Below are 18694 nucleotides of genomic sequence, written 5' to 3' on the forward strand. Positions count from 1 at the left end.
TGGCTATGACGGGACAGACACGGTTATGACGAAAAGGGTGTTGGCGGGACAGACACTATGATTAAGGCCAGAAACTCGTTCTGGCCTATTGAGTGTTATTGTATTGATCAGAGGGTAAATCGCTGAACCAGGGCGTTTTGCTCTTTGGCCTGGAGATCCAATTTCAGGCTGGCACTGGTGACGCTTTCCATCGCCGCAAGGTTGGCATCGGCAATTTCGCTGATGTCTTCCAGGCTACGGGCAATACTGGCAGTGGTGCTGCGTTGTTCTTCGGTGGCTTGTACTATCTGGCTGCTCATATCGCTGATTTCAATAATGATGGCTTCAATTTCTTCCATCGCGCTGCTGGCTTCTGACGTCTGGTTGACGCTGTCTTCCATTTCGTTAACGCAGCTCTCAATCACCTGAACAGCCTGGCTCGAGCTGGATTGCAGCTCTTGAATCATAGATTCAATCTCGCCCGTTGAGGCGGTAGTTCGCTGAGCAAGAATGCGCACTTCATCAGCAACCACCGCAAACCCCCGCCCTTGCTCACCGGCGCGTGCGGCCTCAATAGCCGCATTCAGTGCCAGCAGGTTAGTCTGATCGGCAATAGTGCGAATCACATCCAGGATACTGCCGATATTACTGCTCATTTGCTGAAGCTGGTTCACCGCTTGCACCGACTGATCCAATTGCTCAGACAGTTGATGGGTGGTGGAAATATTACGGCCCATGACTCCACGGCCCGTTGCCGCGGCCGACTCGACATTTTTCACTTTATCGAGAGTGTGCTGAGCACTTTGGGTCACCTGAGCCACAGAATGCTCCATCTCTGTCATTGCTGTTGCTACGGACGCGGTTTGCTGGCGTTGTTCGTTCAGACGATCTTTGGCGTCGGCTGTGGTGGTCTGGTTCTGGGTGGCGACTTCAGTCAGCTCGGCAGAGGCATCGCTCAACTGGCTCAGCAATTGCTGCAGATGGTCAGCCAGCGTATTGATGTGATGGCTCAGTTGACCGAACTCAGCGTATTTGTTGTCAGTAATGCGCTTTGTCATATCGCCTGCTGTCAGTGCTTCCAGTGTGGTCAGCGTGGAAGCCAGCGGTTGTCTGACATTACGTGCCAGGAACCAGCCGATAACAACGGCCAGAAACGCGGCCAGACTGCCTAGCAGAACGGTATTTCGGACGCCCGTCTGGTAAGACTCACCTGCCTGAGCGATGGCCATATTCATGTCATCTCTTGCCTGGCTGCGGAAGCTTTCAAGCAAAGAGTTAGCATTGTTAATTTCTGCTGCCAGATTACTGATACTGGTATAGAGGCGTTCCTGAGCCTGAATATAGTTAAAATGCACATCCAGCACACCACCTGACTGACCTATGTCCTGATTGTATTGGTCAATCGACGAGTCAAAAGTCCGCTTGAGATCGGGGATCATCGAGGTTAGTGTGCGGTAAGAATTGCTGAGATGGTTAACCAGGCGCTTATTGTTTTTTATCGCTTCATTAATTTTTTCAACATCACTGGATGCCAGAGCATCAGATGTAATGGCTTCTGTCTGGCTGAGTTTGTCGAAGTAACTTTTTGCCAGCATCAGCTCAGACACCCGGCTGCGATCGGCAATCACATCTTTCATCCGCACATTGAGGTCGCGATGCAACTGCTGAAAGCGGCGGATGGATTGCTGACGAGCTTCATTGGCGGCTAACTGATCACGGTAGTTGCTCATGGCAACCTGGGCCTGGGTAAAGTATCTGCCTTCTAATGCTGTCAAGGCTTCCAGCTGGCTGCTCAGCGAAGGGTAGTCTTTCGCGGTATCGACAAGGGTTGTCAGCGTTTGGCTGAAATGATCGTAAGATTCAGTAAACTGACTTTCATACTGCTGCATTCGGTTTTGATCATTGGTGGTCAGAAAATCTTTAAACACTTTGTCGGCGACCAGTAGTTCCACGTTGGCCTGACTGGAAATGGTGACTAACGGAACGGATTCGGTGTTTACCGACTCTAATTGCCCATAGATAGTTTTGGTTTCCATCAGCGTTAGTGTGCTGGTGGTTGCGAAGAGGCCGATCATCACGGCGAAACCCGCGTACATACGCCGGATGACAGAAGTCTGTTTTTTCATTGCACTATCGTCCCTAAAACATCCCAGGCCGGACACAGCCCGAGCATTTCCTTGCTTACCAGTGTGGTTTTTATTTTGAGTGTTATTATTTTGTTACTCATACATCGTTTGCTTCACGACGTAAAATAAGTGTGCCTCAAGCCGTGACCGTGTCATCAAAATATCACCGTAATTTGCTAGGCAGGCGTTTGATGAGGATAACCGGATACTCTCTGCACATACTTTGGCAGGTGTAACAAAATGAAGATTTTGCAGTGAAATAATCGCAGGAAAATTGGTTTAAAACGACGTTCAATATTGCTCTGATTACGCGACTCACGCATACTCGGCAATGGTAGAAATCAAAAGATGGAGAAAGTCATGGCAGAAGAAACTATCTTCAGCAAAATAATCCGTAAGGAAATCCCGGCTGATGTGGTGTATCAGGATGATCTGGTCACTGCATTTCGCGATATTAACCCCCGAGCTCCAAGCCATATCCTGATCATTCCTAACAAGCTGGTTCCAACGGTTAACCATGTTGAAGCGGAAGATGAAGCGATGATGGGGCGTTTGTTTACCGTGGCCCGCAAACTCGCAGAAGCGGAAGGTATTGCGGAAGACGGTTATCGCTTGATTGTGAACTGTAATCCTCACGGTGGGCAGGAAGTGTACCACATTCATATGCACCTGTTGGGTGGACGACCGCTCGGCCCGATGCTGGTTGGTTAAGACTGGCGAATCTTCATGGCCTGCTTTCCGCAGAGATTTGTGGGCAGCCAGATGACAAACAGGATCGAATGAAAAAACATTTCCGGCACAAAACTCTTGTCTTTTTTTGCGCTTTTATTCTCTCAGGCTGTGCCAATTTATCCGGGCACAGCCTGTTCAGCCATTACAGCGCCAGCACAAAATCGAGCAGACACGCTTTGTATCAAGGCCAGATTCAGGGCGCATTAGACAGTCTGCCTGATGAGCCGGCTGGGGCGATTCTCGACGGCATGGAGCGGGGCAGGCTGACGTTGCTGACCGGCGATTACACCGCCAGCTTTGCAGCATTGCAGAAATCGGACAACGCGGTTAAAGAGCAGCAAGATGCAGCCCGGATTCAGGTGTCTGAAGGGTTGAACCAGGCTGGATCATTGTTCACCAATGACAATATGATCAGCTACCAAGCCTCTGATTATGAACTGGGATTTTTGCATTTATATCTTGCGCTGAACTACATTCATAATCGGGACCTGAATGGCGCGCTGGTTGAAATGCGCAGAGCGAATCAGGTTCAGGAAGCGGCCAGACAGCAGCGTGAATCTGAGTTAGCCTCGGCAGAAAATCAGCTGCAAAAAGAGGGGCTGACAGACAATATCGGTTCAGTGCTCGCGCGTTACCCGAATGCCGGGCAGACACTGGCAGCGGTGCAGAACGGCTATTTATTCTATTTGTCAGGCATGCTGTATGAAGCGGACGGTAATCTGAATGATGCCTATATCGATTTCAAACGGGCGTTAGCGGTTGCTCCCGATAATCCCTATGTGGCAGAGGCGGTGCAAAGACTGGCTGAGCGGTTGAGCATGAAAGATGATCAGCAGCTGTTGGCCAAAAAGTATGGCCCCTGGCAATCACCTCAGTCAGGAACTGGTCGCCTGATTATTTTAGATGAACAGGGCGTGGTACAGGCTCCCGAAGGCTGGCGTTTGCCGCTTTGGCTCTATGACAGCCAGGGTCAGAGTGTGCTTTACAATCTGGCATTGCCTCATTACCCGCCGCGTCCGGCAGTATTGCCGGGTAAACTCAGTCTTAACAATCGGTTACTGACTGCGCCGCCTTTGGTTAATGTTGATCAAATGGCGAAACAGAGCCTGAGCGAAACGCTGCCAGTGCGGGTATTGCGCCAAAGCCTGCGAGTGATTGCCAAAGAGCAGGTCAGACAGTCGGCGGCGCGAAACGGTGATGAAGTCGGTAATGTTTTGGCTAATATATTCAATACATTAACAGAGCAACCGGATACAAGAAGCTGGCAAACTCTGCCTGCTCGGGTTGCTTTGTACCAGGAAGACTTGCCTCCCGGCAGCCATCAAATTCAATGGCAGGGCAGGTCGGTGGATGCTGAGGTTAAATCAGGCCGTACCACTATGGTCTGGATTTCCCGACAGGGTCAGTCAATGAGTGGCTGGTCGGTGTTATTAGGAGGAAACTAATGAAATATTTTGCAGTACTACTGTTAACTGTGATGATGGCAGCCTGTGCGGATACCACAACCTCTGGTATCAGTATTGATAGCAGTAACCAGTATGTGGTTATTGCTAACCCTTATCTGGCCAACCAGATTGGGATAGAAAAAGCCATTGTCTCACGTCAGAATGGCTTGCTTCAGGCCGGTGTGCCGGTAAACAGCAAGTCAGATACTGATATTAAGCTGCAGTACCGTTTTTACTGGTACGATGCCAAAGGCTTGGAAGTCAGCGGTAGCGAAAGCCCATGGCGGCAGTTCGTACTGCATGGTAAAGACACAATGACAATCAAAGCCATGGCGAAGAGTGCGGATGTCACCAATTACCGTATTTATATCCGTGAAGCGACCAGTACATGGTAAGCAAGTTTAGTGGGCTGATTGTAATCACCTCATTATTCCAAGAATGATAAAAACCGATTAAGGGTTAGAAATGAAAAAACGCGTCATAGCTTTAGTGGGAATTGCTGCCCTGATGGGGGGTTGTGCAAAACAGGTAACTTATGGAGATGCTCAGGGGGTAGAAACCACGACTTCTGAATTCGGCTCGACAGACCTGCAAAAGATTGCGGAAAACATGACAGACAGCATGCTGGCATCGGGCTCAGTGGGCGCGATTACTGCCGGTAAGCGTCCTATCATAGTGGTGGACAGCATCAAAAATAAAACCAGCGAGCACATCGATACAGAATCTATTACCGATTCAATCAGCACGCGAATGCTCAACTCAGGTAAGTTCCGTTTTGTCGATATGACGCGTGTAGAAGCTGTTCGTAAGCAACTGAACTTCCAGAATAACGATGAACTGGTTAATCAAAGTACGGCGATTCAGTTTGGCAAGATGGTTGGCGCGGAATATATGATGTACGGCAACCTTGCCAGTATCGTGAAGCAATCAGGCAGCGATAAAGACGTGTATTATAAAATGACTATGCGCCTGATGGATCTGGAAACCGGCTTGATTGAGTGGGCGGATGAAACTGAAATCCGTAAGCAGGAAGCCAAACGCTTGCTGGGCTGGTAAGTGCCTGACTCATCGTCTATTCAGCCGGAAGAATGGCCATTCTCCCGCATTGCTGGTTTCGATGTGCTGAATGCCCGCCCTTTGGGGGGCGGGCTCAGTAACCGATGCTGGCAGCTTGTTCTGCACTCCTCTACCTCTTCTGATTCACACGCGGTCTGGCGTCCTGTCAGCCCGGCCAGCCAGGCATTTGGCGTTGACCGTCAGCAAGAATATCAGCTGTTGTCAGCGATTCAGCCTTGCCCGTTTGCCCCGCATCCAATTGCAGAAACGCCAGCCGGTATACTTGTGGAGTGGATAGCAGGAGAGGTTTGTACTCATTCCCCATCGCCAGCCGTGATGATGGCTTTGCAGGCCAAGATTCACCGGTTACCTTTGCCTGGCTGGCGTTTAGCCGTACGTCAGCGGGCTGAACAGTATCTTGCTGCCATCTCACCGGAGGATAACGGGGAAGAACTGGCATCAGTATGCGCACATTATTTCAGCCATATTCCTCAAAGTGGGTTTCCAGACACCTGTTGCCATCATGATCTGGGATTTTACAATCTCATTCAACGTCCGGGCGGAGAGTTGGCCGTGATTGACTGGGAGTATGCGGCGGCCGGTGACCCTATGCTGGATCTGGCGCTGACGGTTCAGGCCAACCAGCTTGAAGTTGTAACGGCTGCGCAGCACTACTGCCGTTATCAGGGGGGTGACCCGGAGCTTGTCTCAGAAGCTGTGCAGCAGTGGCTACCCTGGTGCGATTTCTTGGCTATGCTTTGGTATTATGCTGGCGCAAATTTGTGGCAGGATGACACCTATCGTATTGAGGCAAAAGCATTGTTAGCGAAATTGGCTGTTGCCTGATTGCTATCGCCGGGTAAACCTGTCAGACAGTTTCTGGAGGAAGTACGCGTGAGTCTAGCCTGTGCTCGTTGGTATCGTCCGTTACTGTTGTTGTGTGTATTGGCTTTTCTCTCGGGGTGTGCCGCCCGCCTTGCCTATAACACGATGAACTATTGGGTTCCCTGGTATCTGGATGATTATGTCAGCCTGACCCCGGCGCAGGCATCCCGGTTTGAAAGCGAGCTGTTACAGGCTCAGGCTGTGCACCGTCGTCAGGAATTGCCAAAACTGCATCAGCATATTCTTGAATTTCAGCAGGATCTGCAACGTCCGCTGACTTCAGAGCAAATAAGAAGTTACCACTATAGCTTTACGGCACTGGCAGAGCAGAGTGCTTCAGTTTTTACCCCTCCGGCGGCAAACCTGCTGCGATACCTGAGTAATATCCAGATTGATCAGATTAACAGTAATATCAATAAGGAACTGGATGAACTTCGGGTCAAAAGAGATAAGTTAAGCCAGAAAGAGAAACTTCAGCGCTATACCACCAGATTTGAGAAATTCAGCAAGGAATGGATTGGTTCACTGACGGAAGAGCAACAAACCATTATTGAAGAACTGGCAAAGTACCAGTTGGATATTGAGCCGGTCTTTTTTTCTGCGCGTCGCGGGCTTTATCAGCAATGGCAGGCGCTATTGTCACAGCGTCACCGTCCGGAATTTGATGCCAGGTTCGAGAGGTTATTAAGAGATGTTGTCGGTCTTCGCTATGCGCCGGTACAGTCTCAATTAGACCAATACCTTCAGCGCCGATTTACCTTAATGGCGCAGCTGAATCAGAGTTTGTCTTCTTCTCAGCGCCAGTACCTGATAAATAAATTAACCGACACGCGCAAAGAAATCGCCGTGTTAATCCAACAGTAACCATTATCAATGACCAGGTTAACCACTTTAACTTTGTGGGTAAGAGGGAATGCCGTATAGTTATTAACCTCAATACGGACATTTTTCAGGAGTCGCTTCACTATGATCATTTATCTGCATGGTTTTGATTCCACCAGCCCTGGCAACCACGAAAAAGTGCTTCAGCTGCAATTTATCGATCCCGATGTTCGCGCAGTGACTTATAGTACACTTCATCCCAAACACGATATGCAATATTTGCTTAAAGAAGTGGATAAACTCATTGCTGCCAGCGATGATGCACATCCGTTGATATGTGGCGTAGGGCTGGGGGGTTACTGGGCTGAGCGTATCGGCTTTCTCTGTGGTATCAAGCAAGTAATCATTAACCCAAATTTACATCCTGAAACAAATATGCAGAAGAAAATAGACCGGCCGGAAGAGTACGAAGATATAGCAACAAAATGCGTGTCTGATTTCAGAGAAAAAAATATCGGGAAGTGCCTCTGTATACTTTCAACTAATGATGAAGTGTTAGATAATCGATCCATAAATAGAACATTGGACGCATATTACCAAGTGATCTGGGACGATACACAAACGCATAAATTCAAGAAAATCTCCCAGCACTTACAAGCAATAAAGCAATTTAAAGCAACCAATTGAGTATATGCCTCTCCCTCCGCAGATGGATTGAAACGATCCTCTGCCCAACTCTACGTCAGTCAGAATTTTTACCTGGCAGGGCAATGTCCCTGCCGGTTTGTGCAAGATTTATAAAAACTAGAGGAAAAAGACTGTGACGAGAATCATCGTAGTTGGAGGCGGTGCCGGGGGCCTGGAATTGGCCACCAAACTAGGGCGCACCTTAGGCCGTAAACGAAAGGCAAACGTTACCCTGGTAGACAAAAACAGCAGTCATCTGTGGAAACCACTGTTACATGAAGTGGCGACCGGCTCGCTGGATGAGGGCGTTGACGCATTGAGCTACCGTGCGCATGCCAAAAATCATCATTTCGATTTCCAATTGGGTGCGCTGAAAGACATAGACCGCGATCGCAAAAGCATCACATTGCATCCGCTTTACGATGAGCACGATGAACTGCTGATCCCCGAGCGCGAGATTGAATACGATATTCTGGTTCTGGCTATCGGCTCGAAATGTAATGACTTCAATACACCCGGGGTGCGAGAGCATTGTATTTTCCTGGACAGTCCGGCGCAGGCACATAAATTCAGGACTGAAATGAATAACCAGTTTCTGAAGCTGCATGCACACAAAGAGCAGAAAACGGTTGATATCGCTATTGTCGGTGCGGGTGCTACCGGAGTGGAATTGTCCGCGGAGCTGCATAATGCCGTGAAAGAGCTGCGTTTGTACGGCTTTGGTGATCTGGACAGTTCCCGACTGAACGTCAACCTGATTGAAGCCGGTGAGCGTATTTTGCCTGCGTTGCCGCCTCGCATTTCAGCTGCTGCGCATACCGAGCTGACTAAGCTGGGCGTCAAAGTACACACGGCAACCATGGTGGTTAAAGCGGATGAAACCGGCCTGACAACCAAAGACGGTCAGCATATTCCGGCCAAACTGATGGTTTGGGCGGCGGGTATTAAAGCCCCGGATTTTATCAAAGACATTGCGGGACTGGAAACGAACCGTATTAACCAGCTGGTGGTGAAAGACACGCTGCAGACCACCCGTGACGATGATATTTATGTGATTGGGGATCTGGCTGCCTGTACGCAGAAGGACGGTACTCTGGTTCCGCCTCGGGCACAGTCGGCTCATCAGATGGCCAGCCGCTGCTTTTCAAATATCGTCGCTAAGCTGACAGATCGTGCGCAGAAGCCTTATGTCTTTGTGGATCATGGTTCGCTGGTTTCCCTGAGTCGTTTTTCTACCGTCGGGAGCCTGATGGGTAACCTGACCAAAGGGTCGATGATGATTGAGGGCCGTATTGCCCGCGTGATGTATATTTCGTTGTACCGGATGCACCATATTGCGCTGCACGGTTTCTTCAAGACCAGCCTGATGATGCTGGTTGGACGAATTAACCGCGTGCTGCGTCCCAACCTCAAGCTACACTAAGACTATTGTGTCAGACACTTGGAGCTGGCACTCATACAAAAAACCGCCTGAAACGGCGGTTTTTTGTTATCTCTAACCGTACCTGTCACGGGCGGTGGTGAGGGTTTGGCTATCAATTGATTTTTAATAATTCGACATCGAAAATCAGCACAGATCCGGGACCGATTTTACCCATAGAGCGGTTACCATACGCCAGTTCAGCCGGGATAAATAAACGTACTTTTTCCCCTTCAACCATCAGCTGAAGTCCTTCTGTCCAGCCTTTGATTACCTGATTGAGGTTGAAAGCGATCGGCTCGCCGCGCTCAACAGAGCTATCAAACACTGTGCCGTCAATCAGGGTACCGTGGTAGTGGACAGTCACCTTGTCCGATGCCTTGGGGTGCTCCGTTCCCGTGCCTGATTTCAGCACAGTATATTGCAAGCCTGAGGCTGTGGTTTTAACCCCATCCTGGTTTTTATTGGCTTCAAGGAAGGCTTGGCCTTCTTCTGCATTTTGAACTGCCAGCTGCTTATTGTTCTGGCTGCGTTGAAAGAAGAAAATCACCAAGCCGATGATAATGATCGCGAGAATAATTTTAAACACTGATATTCCTACCTTTTTTGTATTGTCTTTGATGAATATAGCCAAGTAACCCGAGGTTATGTGGCTATCTTAGCCTATCCGGTTGCGTTTAGGTGCCAAGTCCTGCGGGATCAGTGAGTAGACCATGCCATCGCAAGCTTTGCCATGTGTGTAAATCCGGTTCCGGCTCAGAGATTCGAACAGGGCGCCTGTGCGTTCAGCTGTTTTCTGGCTGGGTGTATTGGTGATGTGTACCACGATTTCCAGCCGGGTCAGTGCCAGCGTATCAAACGCAAAACGCGCCAGAGCGACAATCGCTTCTGTCGCATACCCCTGACGATGGCAACTGCTTCGTATCCAGTAACCCAATTCAGCAGAATTGGTCAGCTGAGACAGATTATTCAGACACACAGTACCTAAAAATTTGTCGTCACGGCGGGTAAAAATTGCCAGTTCGTAGCCATTGTCGATTTTCCAGTTCATCTGAGAAGCCGACAGCCAGGCGTGTGCATCCTGTTGGTCATAGCCATCATGACACCATTCGACCCAGGGCTTTAAATCCGGCTGCGATTCCAGTACTGCGGACAGGTTGTCGTCAACATCCGCAATTTTGTAGGGTCGCAGGTAAAGGCGGGGAGTGGTGAGTATGAAGTCCAGCTTCATCGGTGATTCCTGCAGACAGTAAACGGAAAAAGGGGCCGGATGGCCCCTCGCAAAAGCTGTTATTCTGAATCAAGGCGGCGGATTTGTACTACCATTCCCATCAGCGGGTGATCAAGGTAATGGGTTTCACCGCTTCGCATTTTACGCTGCTGGTCAAAGCGGAATGCTTTGAGGAATTCTTCAACCTCTATTTTCTTTTTCACTTCCTGCAGCTGTCCGTACTGAACCGTGCCGCTCTGGTTTGGATCCAGGCTGTCTAATGGCTCGGTGCCGACAACCACTTCACGGCGGCCAGGCTCACGTAAATCCAACTGGGTATTGGTGAAAAGAAAGTGATTCACATAGACCTGAATTTTCCCTTCAAGCTCATACAGCGGCTTACTCGCTGCCGGAGAAGGCTCTGCTTGCGTGACTTCACCGGAAGCAAGATCAAAGCTGGGCGGTGCTGTTATTTCGCTGCTGTTCAGGCCATGGCGCGCAGCTTCAGCTTTAGAGGTGCCGTCTTGCAGAAACTGACCTGAGAAATCCCGGCCAGCGGTTAAGTGAAAAGTCGGTGCCTGTGCTTTGCTGAGATCCCCTTGCCGCCAGCCAAAGTGAGCAAGTGGGGCGAAACCGGCATGACTCTTCAGGCGCTGATACTGTTCGCTCAGCTTAAATCGGCTTGCCGGCATAGGCGTAATGCCTCTGTTTGCCAGTTGCGCCATATTGTTCAGTCGCACTGTGCCACTGTAATTCAGAGGCTCTGCCTGATCCGGCCAGGATTCAGCCGTTTGCCCCGGATCAATGTTTCGCTTGAAGATAATGACTTCAATGTCAAATTGTCGTGCTGCGAAACTTGGCAGGCTGATGGCAAGCAGCAGCAAATAAATCAGATTTTTCAAGGTTATACTCCGCACTGGTATGCAGCCATTATAGGGTGTTTTCAGCTAATTGTGTTAGGAAGCCGTCAACATACTTGATGCGCTCACGGCGGTCCGTCAGTGTTGCCGTGACCTTCAGCTTGGTTGGACCATCCATTCTGAATCGCTGTGGCTGTGATTGTAACAGACCGACCAGGAAACCGGGGTCAATGGCAGCATTTTCAGTAAATTCGAAATAACCGCCTTTCTCTCCGGCTTCTATGCGACGAAGTCCCAGATTTGCTGCTTTCAGCTTCAGCTTATTGAGCGTTAACAGGTTCGCAGCGGCATCCGGCAACAGGCCAAAGCGGTCAATCAGCTCCACTTTTAACTCGTCAAGGGCGTCTTCATTGCCGGCACTGGCAATACGTTTATACAGGGACAGTCGCGTATTGATATCCGGGATGTAATCTTCCGGCAGCAGCGCCGGTAATCGCAGTTCAACTTCAGTCTGCTCGCGCAGCAGGTCATCCAACGACGGCTCTTTGCCGGCTTTGAGTGCTTCTACTGCCTGTTCCAGCATTTCCATGAACAGCGTAAAACCAACCGACTGAATCTGGCCCGATTGTTCATCGCCCAGCAGTTCGCCGGCGCCGCGTATTTCGAGATCGTGTGTCGCCAGTGTAAAGCCTGCGCCCAGATCTTCCAGTGACGCGATGGCCTCCAGGCGCTTCACGGCGTCTTTGGTCATACGCTTGGGATGCGGGGTCAGCAGATACGCATAGGCCTGGTGGTGCGAACGGCCAACGCGACCACGCAGTTGATGTAACTGGGCCAGACCAAGATGGTCAGCCCGGTTGATAACTATGGTGTTTGCTGTCGGGACGTCAATTCCGGTTTCTATGATAGTCGTGCAGACCAGCAGGTTAAAACGCTGATGGTAAAAGTCGCTCATGACTCTTTCCAGCTCACGTTCGCGCATCTGCCCATGGGCAGTAGTAATACGCGCTTCAGGAATCAGAACGGCCAGATCCTGCGCCGTTTTTTCGATGCTTTCTACGTCGTTGTGCAGGAAATACACTTGCCCGCCGCGCATAATTTCACGCAATACGGCTTCACGGATGATCAGGTCTTCACGCTCGCGAACGAAGGTTTTGATCGCCAGACGCCGGGCAGGCGGGGTCGCGATAATAGACAGATCGCGCATGCCGCTCATTGCCATATTCAGCGTACGCGGAATCGGGGTAGCGGTGAGCGTGAGAATGTCGACGTCTGCGCGCAGCGATTTCAGTTTTTCTTTCTGGCGGACGCCGAAGCGGTGCTCCTCATCGACAATCAGCAGGCCGAGATCCTGATACTTCACTTCGGCGTTGAGCAGCTTGTGGGTGCCGATCAGGATATCAATTTTTCCCTTAGCGACATCTTCCATAATCACTTTTTGTTCTTTTGCTGTTTTGAAACGGGACAGCACTTCCACACGTACCGGGGTGTTGGCAAAGCGGTCGCGGAAATTTTCAAAATGCTGCTGTGCGAGCAAAGTGGTTGGTACCAGCACTGTGACTTGCTTGCTGTTATCGACGGCCACAAAGGCTGCACGCATTGCGACTTCGGTTTTACCGAAACCGACATCACCACACACCAGGCGATCCATGGCTTTGGCCTGGCACATATCCGACAGCACGGCATTGATGGCCATAGCCTGATCGTGAGTTTCTTCGAACGGGAATCCGGTACAGAAATCGGCATAGGCTTCGCGGTCGAGTTTAAATTTGAAACCCGGTTTCAGCTCACGCTTGGCGTAAACATCCAGAAGCTCTGCCGCCACATCACGGACTTTTTCTGCCGCTTTGTTGCGGGCTTTTTGCCAGCTTTCACTGCCCAGTTTATGGATAGGGGCGGCTTCTTCTGCCCCGCCCGAATAGCGGCTGATAAGGTGCAGGGATGCCACGGGGACATAGAGTTTCGCCCCGCCCTGATACTCCAGGGTGACGTACTCAGTGGTAATGCCGCCGGCTTCGAGGGTCTGCAAGCCCTGATAGCGGCCTATGCCATGGTTAAGGTGGACTACAGGCTGGCCAATTTTCAGCTCTGCCAGATTTCGGATAATGGTATCTGAGCTGACAGTGCGCTTGTCCTCACGGCGACGGCGCTGAATTACACGCTCACCCAGCAGATCACTTTCACAGATGAAAGCCAGAGCCGGTTCATCGAGGATAAAACCCTGTTCTGCGGCCCCAATCACCAGAGTGTACTGACTGGCGGCTGCCATGGCCTCTTCAAGGCTGTGACAGACCATAGGGCGCAGTTTTATCCGGGCAAGCAAGTCCAGCAAGGCTTCGCGGCGGCCTTCACTGGCAACGGAAAAGATGATTTTTCCGGTGAAGCTTTCCTGAAACTGACGCAGTGCCGATAAGGGCTCTTTCAGCTGATGATTGATGGTCAGCGCAGGCACAGGCGAAATGGCCGGGTTGAACCGGCCGGCTTTGTCTTCTTCCAGGGCTTTGTTCAGTTTGACTTGCGGCAGGGTTTTAAATCCGCTGAACATTTCTGCGGTTGTCAGCCACAGGGCTTTAGGTTCGAGAAGCGGGCGCAGCGGGTCGACACGGCGCTCCTGAAAGCGGTATTCGGCATCGTGCAGAAAATGTTCCGCTGCGTTGTCCAGATCGCCTATGGTCAGTAACAGCGTGTTATCTGGCAGATAATCAAACAAAGTATCTGTATTGTCGAAAAACAGCGGCTGCCAGTATTCAATCCCTGCCGGCCAGGTGCGCTTGCTGACCTGCTGATAGATGGACTCTGGCTCCCGGCGGGCTTCGAATTGCTCACGCCAGCGCATGCGGAAGTTTTCCACGGCCACTTCATCTGTTGGAAACTCGTGCGCGGGCAGCAGGTGAATATTGTCGATCTCGCCGGTCGACAGTTGCGACTCCGGGTCGAATTGACGAATCGAATCCACTTCGTCATCAAAGAAATCAATCCGGAAGGGCTCATTGTTTCCCATTGGGAAGAGATCAAGCAGTGAGCCGCGGCTGGCGTACTCACCGTGTTCCATTACCTGATCGACATGGCGGTAACCAGCGGCTTCAAGCTGCAGGCGTAACTTCTCCAGCGACAGGCGATCCCCTTTGCTGACCAGCAGAGCGTGCTGGTGAATAAAGCTACGCGGTGTCAGGCGCTGTAACAAGGTACTGACAGGAACCAGCAGCACACCATCCTGCTGAGTCGGCAGTTGATATAAACGGGCCAGGCGATCAGAAATGATGTCCTGATGCGGCGAAAAACTGTCATAAGGCAGGGTTTCCCAGTCGGGGAAAATATTGACCTCTGCCTGAGAGAACTGGCTGATTTCAGGCTGTAAACGCAATGCCGTCTGCGTATCCGGCACCACAGCCAGCACCGGGCCTGTATGGCTTTTCGTCAGTTCGGCAATGGCAACCGCCAAGGCGGCACCGGAGACATTTCCCACAAAGCGCTTGTCGCCAGCTTTGTTCGGCAATGGAAGAGAAAATAGCGTGTGTGTTGTCATGACTATGATTGACTTTCGTTTCGTTGCAGCGCACGTTGACGCAGCAGTTTTTGTTGGATGTGCAAAGCTGCACGAATGAGTAAATCCCTGTCGTCTTCCTGCAGTCTGGTGTACTGCAGTGTGATGTCAAACTTATCTTCACTGGCCTGGCAATCACTGACACTGGCATAGCAATACACGGCTGCAGGAGGATTATCAAGAAACAGTTTAAGGCGAAGCTGGCAACCAATCTCAAGCGGCCGCTCTGCCAGATAAGTCAGCTGGCTGGCCCCGAAGGTTTGCGTGGTATGACGCAGGGTTGGATCATCTTGCTGTGAAAGCACAAATGAGAGCAGCAGATTTATCTTATTGTTCTGTGCCGCCAGATAATCCAGCAGTGGCCGGTTCATTGTCTTTTTATCCTGCTGCAGCATTTTTTCTGCACTGCCTTCCAGTTCGCTACATTCACTGGCAACACGAAACAGAGGGGGAATTTCCCGCAGAAATTCGGCGTCATCGGGCAGCACAGCATGTTCCCCTAAAGGTTCAACATTAATGGTAAGCCCTGCATGGACTGAAAAGTACTCGTCCTGATTCATGTCACACTCGTGATTTGTTAACTATTCTTCGATTATCACTTAGCATCGGCTAACGGGCAAGTTAGAGGTCTCAACAGGTTGATTTTTAGCCACTCTTTTTGCATGAGATTGACCAAGTTGCATGGTAATCACAGCCAGCAGCAGGTATGCTTTCGACCACTGTTAACAGGATGGTTCCAGACTGAATGATGTTTCATCCATTGCCTATTTTTATTGGGCTGCGCTATCTGAAAGGCCGTTCGGGTGACCGTTTCAGCCGCTTTGTCTCTGCAATGTCTACCGCAGGTATCACCATAGGTGTGCTTGCGCTGGTTATTGTCATTTCTGTGATGAACGGTTTTGAGCAGCAGCTCAAAGACCGCATTCTGGGTGTGTTGCCGCAGGCACTGATTACTCAGGATGGCCCTTTTACCCAGCCTGATGCGCCGCCTGCTGCGCTGTCTGCCTTACCTCAGGTCAACCGGGCGGTGCCGTTAACCCGTGCTGAGGCCGTGTTGCAAAGTGCAGGTGCGCTGGCGGCCGGAGCCATGCTGGGCATAGAGCCTGAAGACTATGAACCGCTGGCTGCGCATATGGTGCAAGGGCAGGTTGCTGATCTGACACCGGGCAGTTACCGGGTCATTCTCGGTAACGGCATGGCGCAGCAACTCGGAGTCAAAGTCGGGGATAAAGTCCGCCTGATGGTGACCAGCGTCAGCGTCTATACCCCTCTGGGGCGTATTCCCAGTCAGCGCAATTTTATTGTGTCTGGCATCTATTTCACCGGTTCTGATGTCGATAAATCGCTGGTGTTAACCAACATCGCAGATGCAGGACGTCTGTTACGCTACAAACCCGACGCGTTCACCGGCTGGCGTTTATTTCTGGATGATCCGTTTAGTGTCACAGAACTTGCTCAGTCTGATCTGCCCGATGGCTTCAGTTGGTCGGACTGGCGGGATCAGCGCGGTGAGCTGTTTCAGGCGGTGAAAATGGAAAAGAACATGATGGGGCTGATGCTGGGTCTGGTGGTTGGCGTCGCGGCTTTTAACATCATTTCGGCCCTGATCATGGTGGTGATGGAAAAGCAGGCCGAAGTCGCTATTTTGAAAACACAGGGAATGACCAGTCAGCAGGTATTGCTGACCTTTATTGTGCAGGGAGCCAGCAGTGGTGTGATAGGTGCTGTGGCTGGTGGCATACTTGGCACCCTGCTGGCGTTGAATATTAATGGTATTTTGTCGCTGCTGGGCGTTGATCTGGCGAGCTTAGGCGGTTCGTTACCTGTCGATGTGAAGCCATTTCAGGTTGCCATCGTGATTATCGGGGCGATTTGTCTGAGTTTACTGGCGACCCTTTTCCCTTCTTATCGGGCGGCGGCTGTCCGTCCTGCTGAGGCCTTGCGTTATGAGTGATTCGTTATTGGTATGCCAGCATCTGAGTAAGGTGTACCGTGAAGCCCAATTGGAAACCCAGGTACTGAATGATATCAGCCTGCAAATAGAAGCCGGGGAACTGGTGGCGATTGTGGGATCATCGGGGTCGGGCAAAAGCACTTTGCTGCATTTGCTGGGGGCGCTGGATGCGCCGACGGCAGGAGATGTGTACTTCAAAGGCCAGAAACTCAATGGCATGAGTGCCAATAAACAGGCCAGAGTACGCAATCAGGACATAGGTTTTGTCTATCAGTTTCACCATTTACTGTCTGATTTCTCTGCGGAAGAAAATGTCGCTATGCCCTTAATGATTGGCGGTGTATCCGCCGCGGCAGCCAAAGAGCAGGCCAGACAGATTCTGGGTCAGGTGGGGCTGAGCCACAGAACCAGCCACAGGCCATCAGAACTCAGTGGCGGCGAGCGTCAGCGGGTCGCCATTGCCCGGGCTCTGGTGAATAAGCCGGCCCTGGTACTGGCGGATGAGCCGACAGGCAACCTGGATCACAAAACCGCGTTGGAAATTTACGATCTGATGCGCAAGCTGAATCAGGAATCCGGCACCGCTTTTTTGGTTGTAACGCATGATAATGAACTGGCTGGCAAGCTTGATCGTTGCCTGCATATGCAGGATGGTCAGTTGGCGGCCTTAGAGGTGGCCTGATGCGACCACTGTCTCTTTTTATCGGCAGCCGCTTTAGCCGGGCCCGGCAGCGGAACCGACTGGTTTCTTTTATCTCAATCTCCTCCATTCTCGGGATCGCAGTGGGCGTGGCGGTTATTGTGATTGGCCTGTCGGCAATGAATGGCTTTGAGCGTGAGTTGCAAAACCGGGTACTGGCGGTGATCCCCCACGGTGAACTGGAAGCAGTGAAACCACCATTTACGGATTGGCAACCTGTTCTGGAAACTGTTGAAAAGCACCCCAGAGTCAAAGCGGCGGCGCCTTATGTGCAATTTACCGCCTTGCTTGAAAAAGGCACGCAGCTTAAAGCGGTTGAAGTCAGAGGGGTCGATCCTGTTCAGGAAACCCGGGTCAGCGCCTTACCTGGCTATGTCAAAGACGGTGCGTGGCGAGATTTTCAGGCGGGTCAGAAACACATTATTCTTGGTCAGGGAGTCGCGGATCTGCTCGGGATACAGGTGGGTGACTGGATCTCTGCGATGTTGCCAAACCGTGATAGCGGAAATCAGCTCAAAGCCCCGAAGCGCATTCGTCTGCAGGTTGCCGGCGTGCTGGCGCTGGGCGGTCAGATTGACCATAACTTTGCTTTAGTACCTCTGCAAGATGCCCAGGATTACCTTGCCATGGGTGACGGGGTTTCAGGTATTTCGCTCAATGTGGACAAGGTGCTTGATGCCACAAATATAGTGAAAGAAGTCGGATATACCTTACCTGTGTATGTCTACTTAAAAAGCTGGACCCAGAAGTATGGCTATCTTTATCGTGATATCCAACTGGTGCGTACTATTATGTATCTGGTGATGGTACTGGTGATTGGGGTCGCCTGCTTTAATATTGTTTCAACACTGATGATGGCGGTGAAAGACAGAGCGGCAGATATCGCTATTTTGCGAACCATGGGCGCAAGTGATCGTCTGGTTAAAATGATCTTTGTCTGGCATGGCTTACTGTCTGGCCTGATTGGCAGCCTGCTTGGAGCTGTTCTCGGGGCCTCGGTTGCACTGAACCTGACTTCGATAGCACGTTTTGTGGAAAAACTGATTGGCCATCCGTTTTTATCAGGGGATATTTACTTTGTGGATTTTCTGCCTACAGAGCTTAGATGGCATGATGTGCTGATCGTGATGGTGACAGCCATTGTGCTGAGCCTGCTGGCAACCTGGTATCCGGCTCGCAGGGCGAGTGCACTCCAGCCAGCGCAGGTATTAAGTGCAAAATAAATGTCGGTAAATTGGCGCTTATATTGGCGTAGCTCTGTGAATCAGGCCGAA

The 18694-nt window shown here is 50.9% G+C and carries 17 protein-coding genes; 11 read left to right on the plus strand and 6 right to left on the minus strand.

Annotated elements, in window-relative coordinates; all coding sequences use genetic code 11:
* Nucleotides 1-107: 107 nt before the first annotated feature.
* Nucleotides 108-2105, minus strand: a complete 1998-nt coding sequence (locus tag Q4491_RS02010) for a methyl-accepting chemotaxis protein (RefSeq protein ID WP_237796023.1) — start codon at nt 2103-2105, stop codon at nt 108-110.
* A 360-nt stretch (nt 2106-2465) separates the two neighbouring features.
* Here Q4491_RS02010 and hinT point away from each other — a divergent pair, with 360 nt between their 5' ends.
* From hinT to Q4491_RS02050, 8 genes are all read left to right on the plus strand, one after another.
* A complete protein-coding gene (gene hinT, locus Q4491_RS02015; RefSeq protein ID WP_192017530.1) occupies nt 2466-2816 on the plus strand; it encodes a purine nucleoside phosphoramidase in 351 nt (116 codons plus the stop codon).
* 68 nt (nt 2817-2884) lie between these two features.
* A complete protein-coding gene (locus tag Q4491_RS02020) occupies nt 2885-4282 on the plus strand; it encodes a COG3014 family protein (protein ID WP_192017529.1) in 1398 nt (465 codons plus the stop codon).
* The gene (locus Q4491_RS02025; RefSeq protein ID WP_192017528.1) at nt 4282-4677 is read left to right on the plus strand and encodes a YcfL family protein; all 396 of its coding nucleotides are present in this window, start codon (nt 4282-4284) and stop codon (nt 4675-4677) included. Before Q4491_RS02020 ends, Q4491_RS02025 begins: the two co-directional genes overlap by 1 nt.
* 70 nt (nt 4678-4747) lie before the next feature.
* Complete coding sequence (lpoB, locus tag Q4491_RS02030; protein WP_046219739.1) at nt 4748-5338, plus strand: penicillin-binding protein activator LpoB; 591 nt, start codon at nt 4748-4750, stop codon at nt 5336-5338.
* Nucleotides 5339-6184, plus strand: coding sequence for a phosphotransferase (locus Q4491_RS02035; protein ID WP_303453913.1), 846 nt, complete (start codon nt 5339-5341; stop codon nt 6182-6184). It begins immediately after the preceding gene.
* A 48-nt stretch (nt 6185-6232) separates the two neighbouring features.
* Nucleotides 6233-7087, plus strand: a complete 855-nt coding sequence (locus Q4491_RS02040; protein WP_303453916.1) for a DUF6279 family lipoprotein — start codon at nt 6233-6235, stop codon at nt 7085-7087.
* A 102-nt stretch (nt 7088-7189) separates the two neighbouring features.
* A complete protein-coding gene (gene ycfP / locus Q4491_RS02045) occupies nt 7190-7732 on the plus strand; it encodes an alpha/beta hydrolase YcfP (protein ID WP_303453918.1) in 543 nt (180 codons plus the stop codon).
* 133 nt (nt 7733-7865) lie between these two features.
* Nucleotides 7866-9155, plus strand: a complete 1290-nt coding sequence (locus tag Q4491_RS02050) for an NAD(P)/FAD-dependent oxidoreductase (RefSeq protein WP_192017525.1) — start codon at nt 7866-7868, stop codon at nt 9153-9155.
* 112 nt (nt 9156-9267) lie between these two features.
* Here Q4491_RS02050 and Q4491_RS02055 read toward each other — a convergent pair whose 3' ends face one another.
* From Q4491_RS02055 to Q4491_RS02075, 5 genes are all read right to left on the minus strand, one after another.
* Complete coding sequence (locus tag Q4491_RS02055; protein ID WP_218383164.1) at nt 9268-9741, minus strand: FKBP-type peptidyl-prolyl cis-trans isomerase; 474 nt, start codon at nt 9739-9741, stop codon at nt 9268-9270.
* Nucleotides 9742-9810: 69 nt separating this feature from the next.
* Nucleotides 9811-10383, minus strand: a complete 573-nt coding sequence (locus Q4491_RS02060; protein ID WP_218383166.1) for a GNAT family N-acetyltransferase — start codon at nt 10381-10383, stop codon at nt 9811-9813.
* A gap of 59 nt (nt 10384-10442) precedes the next feature.
* On the minus strand, nt 10443-11264 hold the full coding sequence (locus Q4491_RS02065; RefSeq protein ID WP_303453930.1) for a peptidoglycan binding protein CsiV: 822 nt from the start codon (nt 11262-11264) through the stop codon (nt 10443-10445).
* Between the two features lie 28 nt (nt 11265-11292).
* Complete coding sequence (gene mfd / locus Q4491_RS02070) at nt 11293-14748, minus strand: transcription-repair coupling factor (RefSeq protein ID WP_192017521.1); 3456 nt, start codon at nt 14746-14748, stop codon at nt 11293-11295.
* Nucleotides 14749-14750: 2 nt separating this feature from the next.
* Nucleotides 14751-15326 carry a PilZ domain-containing protein gene (locus Q4491_RS02075; RefSeq protein ID WP_303453934.1) on the minus strand — a complete coding sequence of 192 codons (576 nt, stop codon included), beginning with the start codon at nt 15324-15326 and terminating at the stop codon, nt 14751-14753.
* A 188-nt stretch (nt 15327-15514) separates the two neighbouring features.
* Between Q4491_RS02075 and lolC the strand changes: the two genes are divergently transcribed.
* Genes lolC through lolE form a run of 3 tightly spaced genes read left to right on the plus strand, consistent with a single transcriptional unit; the run spans nt 15515 to nt 18643 of the window.
* A complete protein-coding gene (lolC, locus tag Q4491_RS02080) occupies nt 15515-16720 on the plus strand; it encodes a lipoprotein-releasing ABC transporter permease subunit LolC (protein ID WP_303454275.1) in 1206 nt (401 codons plus the stop codon).
* Nucleotides 16713-17402 (plus strand): lipoprotein-releasing ABC transporter ATP-binding protein LolD, encoded by a 690-nt coding sequence (lolD, locus tag Q4491_RS02085; RefSeq protein ID WP_303453937.1) that lies wholly within the window; start codon nt 16713-16715, stop codon nt 17400-17402. The genes lolC and lolD overlap by 8 nt, the downstream gene beginning before the upstream one ends.
* The gene (gene lolE / locus Q4491_RS02090; RefSeq protein ID WP_218383318.1) at nt 17399-18643 is read left to right on the plus strand and encodes a lipoprotein-releasing ABC transporter permease subunit LolE; all 1245 of its coding nucleotides are present in this window, start codon (nt 17399-17401) and stop codon (nt 18641-18643) included. The genes lolD and lolE overlap by 4 nt, the downstream gene beginning before the upstream one ends.
* Nucleotides 18644-18694 lie beyond the last annotated feature (51 nt).

The sequence above is a fragment of the Photobacterium sp. 2_MG-2023 genome, assembly GCF_030547675.1.
Classification (GTDB): domain Bacteria; phylum Pseudomonadota; class Gammaproteobacteria; order Enterobacterales; family Vibrionaceae; genus Photobacterium; species Photobacterium arenosum.